Source organism: Variovorax sp. PBS-H4 (genome assembly GCF_901827205.1).
GTDB lineage: Bacteria > Pseudomonadota > Gammaproteobacteria > Burkholderiales > Burkholderiaceae_C > Variovorax.
Genome location: NZ_LR594675.1, coordinates 2569893 through 2587769 on the forward strand (window position 1 = coordinate 2569893; position 17877 = coordinate 2587769).

General features: G+C 66.4%; 15 protein-coding genes. 9 read left to right on the plus strand and 6 right to left on the minus strand.

Features of this window, described 5'->3' with window-relative positions; genetic code table 11:
* Nucleotides 1-2: 2 nt before the first annotated feature.
* The gene (locus E5CHR_RS12155; protein WP_162579914.1) at nucleotides 3-1739 is read right to left on the minus strand and encodes an IlvD/Edd family dehydratase; all 1737 of its coding nucleotides are present in this window, start codon (nucleotides 1737-1739) and stop codon (nucleotides 3-5) included.
* Nucleotides 1740-2174: 435 nt separating this feature from the next.
* On the opposite strand from E5CHR_RS12155, the gene E5CHR_RS12160 reads away from it, so the two are divergent.
* From E5CHR_RS12160 to E5CHR_RS12190, 7 genes are all read left to right on the plus strand, one after another.
* Entirely contained in the window at nucleotides 2175-2921 is a 747-nt protein-coding gene (locus E5CHR_RS12160) for a FadR/GntR family transcriptional regulator (protein WP_162579915.1), read from the plus strand.
* 69 nt (nucleotides 2922-2990) lie between these two features.
* Nucleotides 2991-4367 (plus strand): ABC transporter substrate-binding protein, encoded by a 1377-nt coding sequence (locus E5CHR_RS12165; protein ID WP_162579916.1) that lies wholly within the window; start codon nucleotides 2991-2993, stop codon nucleotides 4365-4367.
* Between the two features lie 25 nt (nucleotides 4368-4392).
* Nucleotides 4393-5274, plus strand: a complete 882-nt coding sequence (locus E5CHR_RS12170) for a carbohydrate ABC transporter permease (RefSeq protein ID WP_162579917.1) — start codon at nucleotides 4393-4395, stop codon at nucleotides 5272-5274.
* Nucleotides 5275-5356: 82 nt separating this feature from the next.
* Nucleotides 5357-6208 carry a carbohydrate ABC transporter permease gene (locus E5CHR_RS12175; RefSeq protein WP_162579918.1) on the plus strand — a complete coding sequence of 284 codons (852 nt, stop codon included), beginning with the start codon at nucleotides 5357-5359 and terminating at the stop codon, nucleotides 6206-6208.
* 21 nt (nucleotides 6209-6229) lie between these two features.
* Nucleotides 6230-7300 carry an ABC transporter ATP-binding protein gene (locus E5CHR_RS12180; protein WP_162579920.1) on the plus strand — a complete coding sequence of 357 codons (1071 nt, stop codon included), beginning with the start codon at nucleotides 6230-6232 and terminating at the stop codon, nucleotides 7298-7300.
* Nucleotides 7301-7591: 291 nt separating this feature from the next.
* Complete coding sequence (locus E5CHR_RS12185; protein WP_332061233.1) at nucleotides 7592-8014, plus strand: tripartite tricarboxylate transporter TctB family protein; 423 nt, start codon at nucleotides 7592-7594, stop codon at nucleotides 8012-8014.
* 7 nt (nucleotides 8015-8021) lie between these two features.
* Nucleotides 8022-9545, plus strand: a complete 1524-nt coding sequence (locus E5CHR_RS12190) for a tripartite tricarboxylate transporter permease (protein WP_162583697.1) — start codon at nucleotides 8022-8024, stop codon at nucleotides 9543-9545.
* 151 nt (nucleotides 9546-9696) lie between these two features.
* Here the strand turns inward: E5CHR_RS12190 and E5CHR_RS12195 are convergent, their stop codons facing one another.
* Together E5CHR_RS12195 and E5CHR_RS12200 are read right to left on the minus strand one after the other, a co-directional pair.
* Complete coding sequence (locus E5CHR_RS12195) at nucleotides 9697-11463, minus strand: DEAD/DEAH box helicase (RefSeq protein WP_162579922.1); 1767 nt, start codon at nucleotides 11461-11463, stop codon at nucleotides 9697-9699.
* Between the two features lie 222 nt (nucleotides 11464-11685).
* A complete protein-coding gene (locus tag E5CHR_RS12200) occupies nucleotides 11686-12906 on the minus strand; it encodes a methyltransferase domain-containing protein (protein WP_162579923.1) in 1221 nt (406 codons plus the stop codon).
* A 239-nt stretch (nucleotides 12907-13145) separates the two neighbouring features.
* On the opposite strand from E5CHR_RS12200, the gene ettA reads away from it, so the two are divergent.
* The gene (gene ettA / locus E5CHR_RS12205) at nucleotides 13146-14807 is read left to right on the plus strand and encodes an energy-dependent translational throttle protein EttA (RefSeq protein WP_162579924.1); all 1662 of its coding nucleotides are present in this window, start codon (nucleotides 13146-13148) and stop codon (nucleotides 14805-14807) included.
* Nucleotides 14808-14861: 54 nt separating this feature from the next.
* Here the strand turns inward: ettA and E5CHR_RS12210 are convergent, their stop codons facing one another.
* A complete protein-coding gene (locus E5CHR_RS12210) occupies nucleotides 14862-16226 on the minus strand; it encodes a TAXI family TRAP transporter solute-binding subunit (protein ID WP_162579926.1) in 1365 nt (454 codons plus the stop codon).
* Nucleotides 16227-16245: 19 nt separating this feature from the next.
* Between E5CHR_RS12210 and E5CHR_RS12215 the strand changes: the two genes are divergently transcribed.
* Nucleotides 16246-16527: a hypothetical protein gene (locus E5CHR_RS12215; protein WP_162579927.1), complete on the plus strand. Its 282-nt coding sequence runs from the start codon at nucleotides 16246-16248 to the stop codon at nucleotides 16525-16527.
* Here the strand turns inward: E5CHR_RS12215 and E5CHR_RS12220 are convergent.
* Nucleotides 16524-16715: a hypothetical protein gene (locus tag E5CHR_RS12220; protein WP_162579928.1), complete on the minus strand. Its 192-nt coding sequence runs from the start codon at nucleotides 16713-16715 to the stop codon at nucleotides 16524-16526. The genes E5CHR_RS12215 and E5CHR_RS12220 overlap by 4 nt on opposite strands.
* 119 nt (nucleotides 16716-16834) lie before the next feature.
* The gene (locus E5CHR_RS12225; RefSeq protein WP_162579930.1) at nucleotides 16835-17863 is read right to left on the minus strand and encodes a P1 family peptidase; all 1029 of its coding nucleotides are present in this window, start codon (nucleotides 17861-17863) and stop codon (nucleotides 16835-16837) included.
* Nucleotides 17864-17877 lie beyond the last annotated feature (14 nt).

Consider the following 17877-nt stretch of genomic DNA (forward strand, 5'->3'; position numbering starts at 1 on the left):
ACCTAGTGATTGTCCCTGGGAACGAAAGAGCCGCGCTTGCCGCGCAGGAATCCGAGGTCGGCGCCCTGGTCCGCCTGCAGCACGTTGTCGACGTAGAGCTTCCAGTAGCCCGAGTCCAGCGCCGGCTTGGGCGGTGTCCACCGGGCCAGGCGGCGCGCCAGCTCTTCGTCGCTGACGTGCAGGTGCAGCAGGCGCCGCGGCACGTCGAGCTCGACGATGTCGCCGTCCTGCACCACCGCGAGCGGCCCGCCCGCCGCCGCCTCGGGCGCGGTGTGCAGCACCACCGTGCCGTAAGCGGTGCCGCTCATGCGCGCATCGCTGACGCGGACCATGTCGGTGATGCCTTTGCGCAAGACCTTGGGCGGCAGCGGCATGTTGCCGGCTTCGGCCATGCCGGGATAGCCCTTGGGCCCGCAGTTCTTGAGCACCATGATGCAGTGCTCGTCGATGTCCAGCGCTTCGTCGTCGATGCGCTTGTGGAAGTCGTCCGCGCTTTCGAACACCACGGCGCGGCCCTTGTGCACCAGCAGCTCCGGCGTTGCCGCGCTCGGCTTGATGATCGCGCCGTTGGGCGCCAGGTTGCCGCGCAGCACACAGATGCCGGCCTTGTCCTTGAAGGGCTTCGACAGCGGCTGGATCACCTGCGGGTTGTAGTTCTCGGCGTCCTTGATGTTGTCCCACACGCTCTGGCCGGTGGAGGTGACGATGTCCCGGTGCAGGTGCTGCGCGATCTCCTTCATCACCACCGGCACGCCGCCGGCGTAGCAGAAGTCTTCCATCAGGTACTTCCCGGATGGCTGCAGGTTGGCCAGGCAGGGCAGGTCGGACGCCAGGCGGTCGAAGTCGTCCAGCGAGAGCTCCACTCCGATGCGCCCGGCGATGGCCAGCAGGTGGATCACCAGGTTGGTCGAGCCGCCGACTGCCGCGTTGACCTTGATCGCGTTTTCGATGGCCTCGCGCGTGAGGATCTTCGACATCAGCAGGTCTTCGTGCACCATGTCGACGATGCGGCGCCCGGCCATGCGCGCCAGCACGTTGCGCCGGCCGTCCACCGCCGGGTAGGCCGCATTGCCCGGCAGCCCGATGCCCAGCGACTCGACCATGCTCGCCATGGTGCTCGCGGTGCCCATCGTCATGCAGTGGCCGTGGCTGCGGTGCATGCAGCTCTCGGCCTCGAAGAACTCCTGCAGCTTCAGCGTGCCGGCACGTACCTGCTCGCTCATCTGCCACACGCCGGTGCCCGACCCGAGCTCCTGCCCGCGCCACTTGCCTGAAAGCATCGGACCGCCCGAGACGCCGATGGTGGGCAGGTCCACGCTCGCCGCGCCCATCATGAGCGCGGGCGTGGTCTTGTCGCAGCCCATCAGCAGCACCACGCCGTCGATCGGGTTGGCTCGGATGCTCTCTTCCACGTCCATGCTGGCGAGGTTGCGGTAGAGCATGGCGGTGGGCCGAAGCAGGGTCTCGCCCAGCGACATCACCGGGAACTCCAACGGAAAGCCGCCGGCCTCGTAGACACCGATCTTCACCTGCTCGGCCAACGTGCGGAAGTGCGAATTGCAGGGCGTGAGCTCGCTGAAGGTGTTGCAGATGCCGATGACCGGGCGTCCATCGAACTGGTCGTGCGGCACGCCCTTGCCCTTGACCCAGCTGCGGTAGATGAAACCGTCGCGGTCGTGGCGGCCGAACCATTGCTGGCTGCGCAATTCGTGGGCGGGTTTTCGGCGTGGACTGCTCATGTGTGTCTGTCTCCGGCGAGGTGCCAATCGGGGCCTCGGCGAATCAGGGTTTGTCCTGCCGGGCCTGCTTTTCAATCATCATATGATAAGGCTGGCCTCGTAAAAACAGACAGGGTTTTCGATAGCGTTTTGCTTCCCGGAAGCCGGCCCCAAGCAGGAGACGAACGATGCCCCAGGGCGATCACGGGTATTTCAGGCAGTTGGTGCTGAAGGTGGGCATCAAGGCATGAGTGCTGCTCGGCCGTTCGCTGTCTGGCTCACTCGCCCGCTTGCGGGAGAGGGTTGGGGTGGGGGCACTGGGCACTTGTTTCGGCGGTGTGGTTGTTGTGAGGCTGGAGCCGGGGCCGGCCCCAGCCTCAAACCAAGCACCCAGTCCCAATCGAAGGCCCGGTGCCCCCACCCCAGCCCTCTCCAAGAGGGGGAAGGGGCAAGACCATGAGCAAGAACATCCACGGCCGCACACTCGATCTGCTCGGCGAAGCGATCGTCTCGCGCCGCTATACGATCGGCGCGCCGATGCCCGCCGAGCCTTTGCTGTGCGAGGAGTTCGGCGTCAGCCGCACGGTGGTGCGCGAAGCGGTGAAGTCGCTGGTCGCCAAGGGGCTGATCATCACCGGCCCCAAGGTCGGCACGCGCGTGCTGCCCGAAGACCGCTGGAACTGGTTCGACCCCGACGTCATCACCTGGCAGGCGCGCGCCGGCCTCACGCCCGAGTTCCTGCGCGACCTGCTGGACCTGCGCAGGGTGGTCGAGCCGGCAGCCGTGCGGCTGGCCGCCGAGCGCGCGACCGCGGCCGACATCGAGGCCATCGAAGAGGCCTATGCGGGGATGAAGCGGGCGATTGACCACGGCGGCGATTACGTCACCAGCGACCTGCGCTTTCACCACGGCCTGCTCGCGGCCGCGCAGAACCGCATGCTGGCGCAGATGAGCAAGGCGCTGGACGCGCTGCTGCGCACCAGCTTCGAGCTCTCCACTGCCAAGCAGGACGGACCCGCGCTGTCGCTGCCGCTGCACCGGGCAGTGCTCGACGCCGTCATTGCTCACAACCCGGCGCGCGCCGAGCGCGCGATCGTCAAGCTGATCGACGGCGCACGCGAGGACATCGAAGAGGTGCTCTCGTCGCGCCGGCGGCTGCCGCGCCTCGGTCGCCCGCCGCCCCGGCTCAAGGCCGCCGCATGACGCCCGGCACCCGCCCGTTTTCTTAGCCCCGCTCGTGGATCGAGCATTCCATCGAAGAGGAGACAAAGCATGAAGTTCAAGGCACTCGTGATTCCGGCCCTGGCCGCGCTGGGGCTGGCTGTTGCCGGCCAGGCGGCAGCACAGGAAAAGCTCACCGTCTGGTGGGTCAAGGGCTTCTACAAGGCGGAGGACGACGCCCTGTTCGCTGCCATCAAGAAGTTCGAGGACAAGCACAAGAACGTGAAGGTCGAGCTCTCGCAGTACCCGGTGCAGGACATGATCCCCAAGACCGTGTCGGCACTCGACTCCGGCAGTCCGCCCGACGTGGCCTATGCCGATGTCTACGACTTCCAGGTCACCGGCAAGTGGGCCTTCGACGGCAAGCTGGAGGACATCAGCAGCGTGATCTCGCCGATGCAGGCACGCTTCGCACCGAACACGGTGGAGACCACCTTCCTCTACAACGACCAGACGAAGTCGAAGGCGTACTACGCCTTCCCGATCAAGCAGCAGACGATGCACATCGAGTACTGGAAGGACATGCTGGAGGAGGCGGGCTTCAAGGAATCCGACATCCCGACGGGCTGGAAGGAGTACTGGTCCTTCTGGTGCGACAAGGTGCAGCCGGCCAGCAGGCAGAAGACCGGCAAGCGTGTCTTCGGCATCGGCATGCCGATGGGCGTGGACTCGAGCGACTCCTTCTACTCCTTCCTGACCTTCATGGACGCCTACAACGTCAAGCTGGTGAACGACAGCGGCAAGCTGCTGGTTGACGATCCCCAGGTGCGCACCGGGCTGATCGGCGCGATCACCGACTACACCACGCCCTACACCAAGGGTTGCACACCCCCGTCATCGACGAGCTGGAAGGACCCGGACAACAACGTCGCCTTCCACAACAAGACGACCGTGATGACGCACAACGCGACCATTTCGATTGCCGCGAAGTGGCTGGACGACATGAACAACGCGTCGCTCACGCCGGAGCAGCGTGACGAAGCCAAGAAGAACTTCACAGAGCGCATCCGCACGGCGGGCTTCCCGAACAAGCCCGATGGCAGCAAGATGGTCTATCGCACCGCGGTGAAGACCGGCGTGGTCTTCAAGGATGCGAAGAACAAGCAGCGTGCCAAGGAGTTCGTGACCTTCCTGCTGCAGGAGGAAAACCTCACGCCCTATGTCGAAGGATCGCTGGGCCGCTGGTTCCCGGTGACCAAGGCAGGCCAGGCGCGCGACTTCTGGAAAGCCGATCCGCACCGCCAATCGGTGTTCAACCAATACGCCGCCGGCACCGTTCCCTTCGAATTCACCAAGAACTACAAGTTCACCATTCTCAACAACGAGAACGTGTGGGCGAAGGCGATGAACCGGGTCATCAACGACAAGGTGCCGGTGGACAAGGCGGTCGACGAGATGATCGAGCGCATCAAGACCGTCGCTCGCTGACGCACCCGGGAAAGGCGGCTTCACCATGAGCTCTACCGCAAGCGCCGTGGCCGGCAGCACTGCTGCCGGCGCCGCGCCGGCTGCAACGCGGCCCGGCCGCTGGCAGTTCTGGGGTCGGCTGATGGTCGTCCCCTACCTGCTGGTGTTCGCGGTCTTCGTGCTCTACCCGGTGTGCTACGGGCTGTGGCTGGCACGCCATCCGCAGAGCTATGTGCACCTGGTCGAGGATCCGATCTTCTTCCGCTCGGTGATCAACACCTTCGTGTTCCTGGTGGTGGCGATCAATGTCAAGATGCTGGTGGCGTTGGTGCTCTCGGGCTTCTTCGTGCAATCGCGCTGGTGGATCAAGATCCTGGCGGGGATCTTCATCCTGCCGTGGGCCATGCCCTCGATTCCGACCATCCTGTCGGTGCGCTTCATGCTCAACCCCGAGTGGGGTGTGATCAACTCCACCATCTTCCGGCTGACCGGCGCCGACGGCCCCAACTGGCTCAACGATCCGACGCTGGCCCTGGGCTTCGCGATGCTGATGCACATCTGGAAGTCGCTGCCCTTCTGGACGCTGATCCTGGTGGCCGGCCGGCTCGCAATCCCGAGCGAGCAGTACGAGGCGGCCTCGGTCGACGGCGCCACGTCGTGGCAGAAGTTCCGCTTCATCAGCTGGCCCTCGCTGCGCACGCTCTACCTGACGTCCACCATCCTCTCGATGATCTGGACGCTGGGTGACTTCAACAGCGTCTACCTGCTGACCGGTGGCGGGCCGGCCGACCTGACGCATGTGCTGGCAACGCTGGGCATCCGTTATCTCAGGCTGGACCAGGTGGATCTGTCCATGGCCTCCATCGTGGTCGCGATGCCGCTGGTATTGCCGCTCGTCTACTTCATGATGAAGAGGCTCTCGAAATGAGCCCCCACGCTCACCACTTCGTGTATTCGCTGCCCCCCGAGGGGGCGCTCGCCCTCCTAGAGGCGGCTCGTCGGAGAGCGAAATGAAGCGCCTGACCTTCAAGTCCGTGACGACGGAAGCCAAGCTGCTGCTGATCGGCATCCCTGTACTGTTGTGGACGCTGATCCCGGTCTATCACATGGTGCTGTTCGCGATCTCGCCGCGCGACTCGGCGACCTCGGGGCGGCTGTGGCCGACGGCGCCGACGCTGGACAACTTCCGCATCGTCTTCCAGCAGAAGCATTTCTACCTCGATCATTTCTGGGTGCAGCTGGGCAATTCGCTGCTGATCGCGATCGCAGTCGGCGTGATCACGCTCTTCGTCGCGACCACGGCGGCGTTCGCGATCAGCCGGCTCAGGGTGCGAGGCGGGCGCACGGTGATGAACATGGCGCTGTTCACCTATTTCATCCCTGCGGCCTTCCTGGCGGTGCCCATGTACAAGACCATGGGCAACTACGGGCTGCTCAACAGCCAGTGGTCGCTGATCCTCGCGATGGTCACCATTGCCTCGCCCTACTGCATCTGGGTGCTCAAGCAAGCGTCGGACAAGCTGCCCTACGAGCTCGACGAGGCCGCGCGCATGGACGGCGCCTCGCCGCTGCAGCTGTTCCGCCTGGTGTACCTGCCGCTGATGGTGCCCTCGCTGGTGGCCGTTGGCACCTACTCGCTGCTCTTGGCATGGAACGAGTATCTCTATGCCTTCCTGCTGCTGTCGAACGACCGCAGCGTCACGCTGGCAGTGGCACTCGGCAACTTCCTCGCGGCCGACGATTCGCCCTGGGAACTGCTGATGGCCACCGGCCTGATCTACGCGCTGCCGCCGGCGGCGATCTACTACGCCTTCAAGCGCTACATGGTGGGCGGCCTCACCGCCGGCGCGGTGAAGAGCTGAGAACGCAGGGACGAACTTCACATGGCAGCTGTTTCCTTTCGCAACGTCAAGAAGTCTTTCGGCAAGACGGAGATCATCCAGGGGTTGGGCTTCGACATCGCCGACGGCGAGTTCGTGGTGCTGGTCGGGCCTTCGGGGTGCGGCAAGTCGACCCTGCTGCGCATGCTGGCCGGCCTGGAGGACATCACCGCCGGCGAGATCCTCATCGACGGCCGGGTGGTGAACGAACTCGAGTCCAAGGACCGCGACATCGCGATGGTGTTCCAGAGCTATGCGCTCTATCCGCATATGACCGTGGGCGAGAACATGGGCTTCAGCCTGCGCCTGCGCAACGCCGACAAGGGCGTCACCGAGCAGCGCGTGGCCGATGCCGCGAAGATCCTCAACCTCGATGCGCTGCTGGCCCGCTACCCGCGCGAGCTTTCAGGCGGCCAGCGCCAGCGCGTTGCGATGGGGCGCGCGATCGTGCGAGACCCGAAGGTGTTTCTGTTCGACGAGCCGCTTTCCAATCTCGATGCCAAGCTGCGCGTCGCGATGCGTGCAGAGATCAAGGCACTGCACCACCGGCTCAAGACCACCACGGTGTACGTCACGCACGACCAGATCGAAGCCATGACCATGGCCGACCGCATCGTGGTCATGCACGACGGCATCGTCGAGCAGATCGGCACGCCGCTGGCACTCTACGACCGGCCCGAGAACCTGTTCGTGGCGCAGTTCATCGGCTCGCCCGCGATGAACGTGGTCGAAGGCGTGCTGCGGCGCAATGGGCAGGGCAGCGTCGTCGAAGCGCACGGTGCCCATTGGCCCGCGCCGCCCGCCGGCAATGCTGCCGATGGGCAGGCGGTGCACTACGGCATCCGGCCGGGCGACATCGTGCTGGCCGAAGCGGGCAAGGGCGTGCAGGCGCGGGTGATCGTGGTCGAACCCACCGGCAACGAGACGGAGCTGCTGGTGCAGGTCGGGGAGGCCCGGCTGATCGTCGTGGTGCACGGGCGCGTGCAGGCGGCGCCGGACGACGCCGTCGGGCTTGTGATCCGGCCGGGCAGTACGCACTTGTTCGATCGGCAGGATGGGCGGCGCCTGAACTGAGCAGTGCCCGCTTTCGCATTCCTGGCTTCATGGTTCCCTGGCTCCGGGCCGGGTGAGCGCGCCGGGCGCATGCGCGCCCGCATAGCCGCGCCCGCGTTGGTGCCGTGCGCCGCGCGTCCAACCTGCGCCGCCCGGGCGCCCTTCGGCTGTACGTAGTTCCCCGCACGGCGGCGTCAGACCGCGATCAGGCGACCACCGGACCATCGCGGGGTCCGGATCCCCATCCGGACGGAGACAACGCCCGCGCCGGTCAGGCGTGGGGAGCATCCAACCATTCTTCATCGTGGACGTATGAACAACAGAAACCTTGTCAGAGGACTCTTCCTCATGGCGATCGCGCTGGCCTTCGGGCTGACGGCGCTGCGTTATCCGATCGGCGACCTGAGCCGCGCCGGGCCCGGGCTGTTCCCTGCCATGGTCAGCGGGATGCTGCTGCTGATCGGCGTGGTGACGGTGATCCGCTCGTTCCTGGTGCAGCCCGTCGCCCTGTACTTCAACTTCAAGAACATCGGCCTGATCATGGCGAGCCTCTGCGGCTTCGCGCTGATCTCCATGTACCTGAACATGATTGCGGGGATCATATTCATGGTGTTCTGCTCGACCTTCGCCGGCTCGTCCTACTCGTGGGTGCGCAACGTGAAAATTTCCGCGGGACTGCTGGCGATGGCGTTCGCGCTGCAGAAGCTCCTCGGCCTGAACCTGCCGCTGTACTGACATCATGATCGAAGTCCTCAACAACCTGGCGTTCGGTTTCTCGCACGCCCTCACTTGGCAGAACCTGATGTTCTGCGCCATCGGCTGTACGGTCGGCACGCTCGTCGGCCTGCTGCCCGGGCTGGGCCCGCTGGCCACCATCAGCCTGCTGCTGCCGCTGACGTATTCCATTCCCACCACCGGCGCGCTGATCATGCTGGCCGGCATCTACTACGGCGCGCAGTACGGCGACAGCGTCAGCGCCATCACGATGAAGATCCCGCATGCCAGCAGCATCGTGGCGTGCATCGACGGCTACGCCATGACGCTCAAGGGCAAGACCGGCCTGGCGCTGTTCACAGCGGGCTTCTCCAGCTTCATCGGCGGCACGGTCGCCATCCTGGTGCTGTCCTTCCTGGCGCCGATGCTCGGCGAGGTCGCCTTCCTGTTCGGTCCCGCCGACTACTGCGCCATGATGCTCGTGGGCTTCGTGTGCGTGAGCTTCGTCACCACCGGCAGCCTGCTCAACGGGCTGGCCATGTGCATGATCGGCGTGCTGCTGGGCACCATCGGCACCGACGTCAACAGCGGCATGCTGCGCTTCACGATGGACCTGCCCTTCCTGACCGACGGTGTGGCGATCGTGAGCATCGCGCTGGGCTGCTTCGGCATCGCCGAGATCACGAAGAACCTCGATGCGAAGGAGGAGCGCTCGCCCTTCAACGGCAAGATCAACCTCATCCCGACCTGGCCGGAGTTCAAGCGGATCATCCCCAGCGCGCTGCGCGGCAGCGTGATCGGCTCCTTCCTGGGCATCCTGCCCGGTGGCGGCCCGGCCATCGCGCAGTTCGCGGCCTACGCGGTCGACAAGAAGCTCAGCAAGTACAAGCACGAGATCGGCACCGGCTGCATCGAGGGCGTGGCCGGCCAGGCCGCAGCCGACGAAGCCGCCGCGCGCACCAGCTTCATTCCGCTGATGAGCATCGGCATCCCGGAGAACGCGGTGATGGCGCTGATGCTGGCGGCCTTCATCATCAAGGGCATCCAACCGGGCCCGAACATGATCGCCAGCCACCCCGAGCTCTTCTGGGGCCTGGTCGCGAGCATGTGGATCGGCAACGTGTTCCTGCTGGTGCTGAACGTGCCGCTGGTGCGCTACTGGCTGTCGGTGTTCAAGATCCCGTATGTGGTGCTGTTCCCGTCGATCCTGTTCTTCTGCTGCATCGGTACTTACAGCGTGAACAACAACCTCGACGATGTGCTGATCACGGCAGCCTTCGGCTTCATGGGGTACATGTTCCTGCGGCTGGAACTGGATGCGGCGCCGCTGATGCTGGGCTTCATCCTGGGGCCGATGCTGGAGGAAAACTTCCGCCGCGCGATGCTGCTGAGCCGCGGGAGCTTCGGGGCCTTCGTCACGCGGCCGATCAGCGGCACGCTGCTGGGGCTGATCGCGATCTTCGTCACCTGGCAAGTGTTGTCGTTCGTCATCCAGGCGCGGAAGAAGGATGCCGCTGCGCTCGCGCCCGTGGTGCTGGAGCCGCAGGAGTAGCGGCGCTTGCGCGCTTGAACCTGGGCGCGGTTGCCTGCGCCCGACCAGCGGCCTTCGGGCCGCTTCTTTTTGTGCGCGGCGTTAGCATGATGGGTTCCGCGCGTGAAAAAGGGCGCCGTGGCGCCCTGGATGTCGAATGCGGTCCGCTGGCTCAGCGGCCGAAGGAGCGGCCTCCGCCGCCGTAGCCGCCGCCACCCGAACGTCCGCCGCCACCGCCGCCGCCGGAGCGGCCGCGTCCGCCATTGCCGCCACCACCACCACCGCGGCGCCCGCGACCGCCGAAGCTGTCGACGCTGGTGCGCAAGGGATCTGGCTGGCCCGCCACGCCGACGATGGCTTCCGCACGCTGGTGCGCGACCGCATCGGCCTGCGTGGGGCTGTGGCTGTTGCCGTGGTGACGCGGCTGGCGTTCCTCGTGCGGCAGGTGGTTCTGCGCGTGATGGGGGGCATGATGCGGCGCGTGGTGCGGGGCGCGCGCCGGGCCCTGGCCGCCTCGGCCCGCCTGGGCGCGTTGGCCCTGGCCTTGGCCTTGGCCGCCGCCGTTGCGGCCGGCCGGCGCACTCTGGCCGCCATTGCCGCGGCGCTGTCCGCCGTTGCCGTTGCCGTTGCCGTTGCCGCGCTCACCCTGGCCCGCCTTGTTGTCGCGGATGCGCTGCATCATCTCCTGGCGCGCGGCTTTGGCGGCCGCCTGCATCACATCGCGGCTCGGTGGCCGGCCAGCGCCGCCCCACAGCGTCTGGCGGCCCATGGCGATGGGCTCGGCGCGCTCGCCGTCCTCGGGGCCGAAGCCTTCGATGACCTTGACCGGGATCTGCTGCTTGGTGAAGCGTTCGATCTCCTGCATGAAGCCTTCCTCGTCCAGGCAGACCAGGCTCACCGCCTCGCCGCTGGCACCGGCGCGGCCGGTGCGGCCGATGCGGTGCACGTAGTCTTCGCTGATGTTGGGGATCTCGTAGTTCACCACGTGCGGCAGTTCGTCGATGTCGATGCCGCGGGCCGCGATGTCGGTCGCCACCAGCGCGCGGATTTCGCCGCTCTTGAAGCCGGCCAGCGCCTGGGTGCGTGCGCTCTGGCTCTTGTTGCCGTGCAGCGCCATCGCCTGGACGCCGTTCTTGCAGAGGAAGTCGGCAACGCTGTTGGCGCCGAACTTGGTGCGGGTGAAAACGAGCACCTGGCTCCAGTCGTGCTCGTTGATGATGTGGGCGAGCAGGGCCTTCTTCTTGCCGCGGCCGACCGGGTGGATCACCTGCGCGATGCGCTGAACGGTGGTGTTGCGCGGCGTGACCTGGATGCTTTGCGGGTTCTTCAGCAGCGTGGCGGCCAGGTCGCGGATCTCGTCGCTGAAGGTGGCGGAGAACAGCAGGCTCTGCTTTTCCGTGGGCACCAGAGCGAGGATCTTCTTCACATCGTGGATGAAGCCCATGTCCAGCATGCGGTCGGCCTCGTCGAGCACCAGGATCTGCACGGTGGAGAGGTCGAGCATGCCTTGCTGCTGCAGGTCGAGCAGGCGGCCGGGCGTGGCCACCAGGATGTCGACGCCGCTCTTGAGCCTGCTGATCTGGGGGTTCATGCCGACGCCGCCGAAGATCACGGTGGAGCTCAGCTGCAGGTACTTGCCATAGGTGCGGACCGATTCCTCGACCTGCGCCGCGAGTTCGCGGGTGGGGGTGAGCACGAGGGCACGCACGCCGGTGCCCCCGAACTTGTTGGTGGCGCTGCGGCTCATCGTGAGCTTGTGCAGCAGCGGCAGGGTGAAGGCGGCGGTCTTGCCGGTGCCGGTCTGGGCGCCGCCGAGGAGGTCGTGGCCATCGAGCACGGCGGGAATCGCCTGGGCCTGGATCGGGGTGGGAGTTTCGTAGCCCTGCTCGTGCACGGCTTTCAAGATGGCCGGGGCCAGCTTCAGTTCGTCAAAGTTCATTGAGTTCAAACAAGCGCCTTCCACGGCGCAGTGGTATCGGCCCACCCGGGCGTCTTGATGACGTCGGGCCAGTAGGGGCTGATGAGGGTCAGGAGTGGAGCGAGAGGGGCCTGGATTCTGGGCCTTCTTCGTCCTCGGCAGAGAGCCGGTGTTGCGGGCAACTGGACCCGGCAACGGTGTGGATTGTCGCACGACTCGGATGTACCTCCCGAAACTGCGTGTTCATCGGCGTGCCAGGTAGACGTACATGCCCTGGATGGCTTCGCGCTGGTCTTCGCGGATCGGGGCACGAACCAGCTGCACGAGATCGAACCCGTACCGCGCGGCCAGGGCGCGCAGGTAGCGTTCGGAGTGCGCATAGCGCAGGCTCGGCAGCAGCTCGAAGTCGGCGGCTTCGCTGGAGCTGCACTCGGCCGAAAAGCAGAAGAGCCCCCGCGGAGCCATGGCCCGGCCGAGCGCCGCGAAGACCGCTTGGAGGTCGCCGACATAGATGAAGACATCCGCCGCCGTGACCAGGTCGTAGCGCTCGTCCGTGCCTTTCAGGTGGTCCGCGATTTCTGCGTGCACCAGTTGGTCGTACAAGCCGAGGGCCTGTGCCTTCTCCAGCATCAGACTCGACAGGTCGACGCCCGTGAGCCTTTGCGTCATCGGCTTGAGCAAGGGCGCGCAGAGCCCGGTGCCGCAGCCCAGGTCGAGCGTGGAGCGAAAAGAGCTGCGGCCCAACGCGGAAACATGCCGGACCAGCGTGCTGTGGGCTCGGTAGCCCAGCACGCCCACCAAATGCGCCTCGAACTGTTCGGCGTAGTCGTCGAAGAGCGTTTCGACATAGTGGCTTGGTGCTGAAGGCGGAACGGGCTGCGCCGAGACGGAGGCGAGGTAGTAGCGGTGCAGTTCGGGATCGGCGCCGTGGGTTATCGCTTGCCTGAACGCCTCGGCGGCCTCGTCGTTGCGCTTCATCTCGCGCAGGATGCCCCCGCGGTTGCTCCAGGCCTGGGCCAGGCCGGGGTCGGCCGCCAGCGCGCGTTCGTAGGAGGCGAGGGCGCGTTCGGGCTGGTCCAGCGCCTGCAGGGTCTGGCCGTGGCGCAGCCACGGTTCCGCGGCGCCCGGCGGGCCGAGCGCCAGCAATCGCTCGTAGCCGAGCAGGGCCTCCTGATGGCGATTCAACTGTCCGAGGGCGCTCGCTTTGTGGAACCAGGCATCCGCGTTGTCGGCCTCGAGCGCCAGCACCTGCTCCGCTGTCGCCAACGCATCCTGCGGGCGTGAGAGCTTCAACTGGGTCGCGGCGAGATTGACCAGGGTGGAGACGCGGCCCGGAAGCAAGGCCAGCGAAGACAGGAAGCGCTGCTCGGCGGCGTCGAAGCGGCCTTGCTCGAAGTCCTGCAGCCCTTCGAGGAACAGTTTGCGGGCCTGTTGGAAGGCTTCTTCAGTGGGCGTTGCGCACATGGTGGGGAAGGGCTCGGCCGGTGTGGAAGGTCTGGCAACCCGGGATTGCCGGAGAATAGCAGCGGCTTCATCCGCCTTGGAAGGGCCTGCGTTAGACTCGGCGACAGACCCGGTCGGAAATCGCGCTGCAGCAGCAAGCGCATGCCAGAAGGCGGATTCGCACTCGATCCTTGCGCAAGATCGGTGCCCCGGTTTTCCCACCACCCCGTGCAGCCCACATCATCGGACACCAGATAGCCATGGCCCAGTACGTCTACACCATGAACAAGGTCAGCAAGACCGTGCCGCCCAAGCGGCAGATCTTGAAGGACATTTCGCTTTCCTTTTTCCCCGGCGCCAAGATCGGCGTCCTTGGCCTGAACGGCTCGGGCAAGTCGTCGCTGCTCAAGATCATGGCCGGCCTCGACAAGGAAATCGAAGGCGAGGCCCTGCCGATGCCCGGCCTCACGATCGGTTACCTCGAGCAGGAGCCCAAGCTCAATCCGACGCATACGGTGCGCGAGTCCGTCGAGGAAGCGATGGGCGCGGTTTACGCGGCGAAGGCGCGCCTCGAGGAGGTGTATGTGGCCTACGGCGCGGAGGACGCCGACTTCGACGCGCTGGCCGCCGAGCAGGCCGAGCTCGAAGCCATCATCGCCACTGCGGGCACCGACTCCGAGCACCAGCTCGAGATCGCCGCCGACGCGCTGCGCCTGCCGCCCTGGGAAGCCAACATCGGTGTGCTCTCGGGCGGCGAGAAGCGCCGTGTGGCGCTGTGCCGCCTGCTGCTGTCCAAGCCCGACATGCTGCTGCTCGACGAACCCACCAACCACCTGGACGCGGAATCGGTCGAGTGGCTCGAAGTGTTCCTGCAGCGCTTTCCGGGCACCGTGGTGGCCATTACCCACGATCGCTACTTCCTCGACAACGCGGCCGAGTGGATTCTTGAACTCGACCGGGGCCGCGGCATCCCGTGGAAGGGCAACTACAGCACCTGGCTCGAGCAGAAGGGCGAGCGCCTCGCGCAGGAGCAGAAGAGCGAGGAAGCCCACGCCAAGGCCCTGAAGAAGGAACTCGAATGGTCGCGCCAGAACCCCAAGGCGCGCCAGGCCAAGAGCAAGTCGCGCCTGGCCCGTTTCGAGGAATTGTCCGATTACGAATACCAGCGGCGCAACGAGACGCAGGAGATCTTCATCCCCGTGGCGGAGCGCCTGGGCAACCAGGTGATCGAATTCAAGAACGTCAGCAAGTCCTTCGGTGACCGCTTGCTGATCGACAACCTGAGCTTCGAGATTCCGGCCGGCGCCATCGTCGGCATCATCGGTCCGAACGGCGCCGGCAAGTCCACGCTGTTCAAGCTGATCGCGGGCAAGGAGAAGCCGGACAGCGGCGAGGTGGTGATCGGGCAGACGGTCAAGATGGCTTTCGTCGACCAAACCCGGGATGCGCTCGCCAACGAGAAGACGGTGTGGGAAGACATCTCGAACGGCCTTGACATCATCAACGTGGGCAAGTTCCAGATGGCCAGCCGCGCGTACGCCGGGCGCTTCAACTTCAACGGCGCCGACCAGCAGAAGAAGGTCGGCACGCTGTCGGGCGGCGAGCGCGGCCGGCTGCACCTGGCCAAGACCCTGATCGCCGGCGGCAACGTGCTGATGCTGGACGAGCCCTCGAACGACCTGGACGTCGAGACGCTGCGCGCGCTCGAGGACGCGCTGCTCGAGTTCGCAGGCTCGGTGCTCGTGATCAGCCACGACCGGTGGTTCCTTGACCGTATCGCCACCCACATCCTCGCCGCCGAAGGCGACAGCCAGTGGACCTTCTTCAACGGCAACTACCAGGAGTACGAGGCCGACAAGAAGAAGCGCCTGGGCGAAGAAGGCGCCAAGCCGCACCGGATGCGTTTCAAGGCACTGAAGTAAAAAACGGCGCCTGCGCAGAGTGAGGCGAGTCCGAGCTTTCGCCGGACTCAGCGCTCAGTTCAGTGCTTCGGTGGATTGGCGCGCAGCCTGCGGCATTCGCGCCAGCACCCGCTTGCGCACCGCGTAGATGTTGTTGCGCAGCGCGTAGAGCTCTTCGGCGTACGAGAGCGGCACCGCCACCTTGTTGACCACGCGGTCAAGGTTGTCAAGCTCCTCGATGAGTGCCTCGCGATCGCCCTTGCCGGATTCCAGCTTGTTCTCGACCTCGCGCAGTCGCGCATACCAGCGGAACACGCGCCGGCGCACCCGGAACTGGTACAGCGGCGGCACCACGCGGCTGAGCGGCAGCATCAGCACCAGCAGGCCGCCCAGCACCAGCCACATCCGCTCCACCAGGTTGCTGGCCCAGAAGGGCAGGTAGCGCTGCCAGAAAGGCGGCGTGCCGTTGATGGCGCGGTCGCCTTCGGGGCTCACGGGCAACTCGCTGGTGCGTGTATTGGGAAAGTCGCGTGCGCTGTTGAACCAGCCTGCGCCGCTGTGCAGGGTCTGCGCGGCTTGCGCGAAGAGTTGGCGCAGGGCGGGATGCGTCCTCTCGCGCGCCAGCAGCGAAGTCGTGGCCGCAAGCAGCGGCTCGTCCTGCGGCGGCAGGTCGGTCGCGAGGTCGACCACGCCGCGCGGCAGCGTGACAGGCTGCAGGAATGCGAAGCGCCGCGAATAGGCGTCGCTCTGCTTGAAGTCCATGAGCCGGATGTCCGGCGCGCGCAGCAGCCGCTGCACCAGGGGCGATTGCGGCGCCGAGGCCAGCACGACCACGTCGAGCAGCCCCGCCTCCAGGGCTTCCGTGGCGGGCGCCTGTTCGAGGTTGGACAGCTGCAGCGCCTGGGGGTCCATGTGGTTGGCGAGGAACATCCGTTCCATGACCTCGGGCACGCCGCTGCCGGGCTTGTCGACGTTGACGCGCAGGTCCTTGAACTGGGTGAGCGAGGTCAGACGCGCGTTCTTGCGGTCGATCGTGCGGGCCGCGTCGGCGCGGTAGAAGAACCAGAGCGGTTCGTAGAACAGGCTGCCCAGCGAGGTCAGCCCTGCGGCCTCGTCCGCGACCGGATCGGCACTGCCGCCGCGCACAAAGCCGACGTCGGCGCCACCGCTGCGCAGCAGCTGCAGGTTGTCCTGCGAGCCATTCGTGGGCTTCAACTCGACTTCGATGCCGTTCGTCTTGAGCGCCGCCGCATAGCGCCTGCCGAATTCCGCGTAGGCGCTCCCCGAGGGACCGGTGGCGAGCGTCACGCGCTTGGGCGGTTGCGGGTCGAGCCACCAGTAGGCGGCGATCAGGAGGCCGATCACGAGGAACACCACCGGCCCGGCGGAGGCGATCAGGTCGCGGATCGAAAGGAGGATGAGGCGGAGGGTACGGGGCATGCAGGAGACGGGAGGGGGCTTGGACGCGTCGGGCGCGCGGGAGCGCATTTTGATTGGCTTTTTGTGCGGGCTCCGTTACAAAGCGCGTGCGAATTCAGGGAGCACGAATGAAAATGCCAACCTCAGCGGACGCATTGGCCGGGGCTGCCCGGCTCGCGATGTCCAACCCGACAGCGCCCGCGTCGAGGATGCCGCGCGGCTGGCCTCGGTGCACGAGGAAATAGCCCGCATGCCGATGGGCTACAGCACGCACTCCGAGGCCGAACAAGAGCGGGACGACGCCCGCGAACCCGGCGCCTAGCGCCAGACGTAATGACCGGGAACGCGCCGTCCATGCTCCCGGTGTGCAGGCACCCAGACCTTGTGCTTGCGGTGGTGAGGCATGACGTGGTGGCGTTCCATGCGGGATTGCGGCGACGGATGCGCGGGCTGTGCCAGGGCAGTGGCCGACACGGCGCAGGCGGCGAGGGCGAGAAGGATCTTCTTCATGTTTGATTTCCTTGGATGAAGTATGAGTGCTCGAATCGGCACCCCGTAAGGCTAAGGCTTTTTCACGCCGCCATGTAGGCGCAGGGCAGTGTTGACTTGGGTGCAGGCGCACCCGTCGATCAGCCCAGCTCCGAAGCGCTCGGGAAAACGCTTTCCCCGACCCGCACCGTGCGCGCCGCGCGCACCGCTCGCAGCGTCGCCCTGGCCACGACTTCGGCCGCCATCGTGCCCAGCACCGTCATCCCCGGCGCGTCGCCCGCGAGCGGCACGCGTCCTGTAGCGAGTGCGAACAGGGTGTCGCCGTCGCTCATGGTGTGCACCGGATTGATCGCGCGCGCGAGCCCATCGTGGGCCACGGCCGCCAGGCGGTTGGCCTGCACCTTGGTCAGCACGGCATCGGTTGCGACCACCCCGACCGTGGTGTTGGTGCCGGCGAGCAGGGGTTTGGGCAACTCGCCGCGCAGCAGGGCGCGCCGGGTGTCGAGCAGTGCGCGCCCGTCTTCAGTGCGAGCACCCGCCACGACTTGCGCCGTGTCCGGGTCCAGCACGTCGCCGAGCGCGTTGCAGGCGATGAGTGCGCCCACGGTCACGCCGTTGACAGTGAGCGAGGCGGTGCCGATTCCGCCCTTCATTGCCCGGTGCACGCCGAACAGCTTGCCCACCAGTGCGCCGCTGCCGGCGCCCGCATTGCCTTCGGCCGGCGCGGCGGTCGACGCGGCGTCGCAGGCCGCATAGCCGGCTGCCGCATCGGGCCGGATGCGCGGATCGCCGACAGGCAGATCGAACAGCACGGCGGCAGGCACGATCGGCAAGGTGCCGAAGCGCACGTCGAGGCCGATGCCGCGTTCCTCGAGCCAGCGCATCGCGCCCTCGGCCGCGGCCAGTCCCCACGCGCTGCCGCCGGCGAGCATCACGGCATGGACCTGCTGGACCAGGTTGCCGGGCGCGAGCAGGTCGGTCTCGCGGGTGCCGGGCGCAGCGCCGCGCACGTCCACGCCGGCCACCGCGCCCTCGCGTGTCAGGATCACGGTGCAGCCGGTAGGCCGGCGCGGATCGCTGAAATGGCCGACCTCGATGCCGGAGACGTCGGTAATGGCGCCTGCGTTCGGCGCCGGGAAAGAGGAGGACGAAGAAGACTGCTGGGACATCGCCCGACGATTAT